The organism is Pedobacter quisquiliarum (genome assembly GCF_014642175.1).
In the GTDB taxonomy this organism is placed as follows: domain Bacteria; phylum Bacteroidota; class Bacteroidia; order Sphingobacteriales; family Sphingobacteriaceae; genus Pedobacter; species Pedobacter quisquiliarum.
Genome location: NZ_BMIL01000026.1, coordinates 1 through 1,004 on the forward strand (window position 1 = coordinate 1; position 1,004 = coordinate 1,004).

General features: G+C 41.5%; 1 protein-coding gene. It reads left to right on the plus strand.

Going from position 1 to position 1,004, the window contains the following annotated elements:
- On the plus strand, positions 1 to 1,004 hold a 1,004-nt coding region (locus tag IEW69_RS16825; protein WP_188628037.1), incomplete at both ends, for a transposase.

The following is a 1,004-nucleotide window of genomic DNA, read 5'->3' on the forward strand; positions in this document are numbered from 1 at the left end:
CGGTATGTCTATGTCAGCGTTCAGAGGATGGTAAATTAACATTCTCAAAGATCTTGACCTTTGGCAATGATTCTAAAGGTTTCAATCAGTTGCTTCGCTGGGCGAAGGGAGTTATTGCCAGCGGACCAGAACTTGTATTTCTGATGGAAGCTACGGGTGTGTATTACGAAAACCTGGCGCACCATCTTCACAAAATAAAGAAAGCAGTACATGTTGTGCTTCCCAATACCTCCAAACACTACTTTTCAAGTTTAAACATCAAGACCAAGACAGATGCCGTTGATGCAAGAGTACTAAGCCAATTCGGCGTAGAGCGGACCCACAAGCTGTGGAATCCACCTCCTGCAGCCTTGTTACAGCTTAGGAATCTAACCAGGTATTATGTTCAGTTGCAGGAACAAAAAACTGCCCTTGGTAACATCAAGCATAGTAAGGACGCTTCACACGAAGTCCAGTCTTTCATTCTCAAAAGCAATAAAAAGTTAATTGCGGAGATCGACAAAGAAATTGCAAAAACGCTAAAGGAGATCAAAAGGCTTGTAGAAACCGATAACAGCCTGAAAGAAAAAATAAGAAAGCTGTCAACAATAAAGGGTGTAGGGCTGATTACCATAGCCACTATTCTGGCCGAAACAATGGGGTTCGAGCAATTCAAAAGCGCCAAACAACTTGTAAGCTATGCGGGCTATGATGTAGTGCAAAGAGAATCAGGCACCTCCATAAAAGGAAAGACCAGAATCTCTAAAAAAGGCAATCGGTACATAAGAAACGCCTTGTACTTCCCAGCAATGGTCGCTTGCAGGTTTAATCCTACCCTAAAAGAAATATATACAAGAATAAATCAACAAAAACCATCGAAGATGATCGGGCAGGTTGCCATCCAAAGAAAGCTATTGATACTGATCTATACTTTATGGAAGAATAATACTGAGTTCATTGAGGCCTATAAAGAAAGTAGTCCCAACCCGAAAGCTGAGACTACGCTAGATAGTTCAATAGTGGAA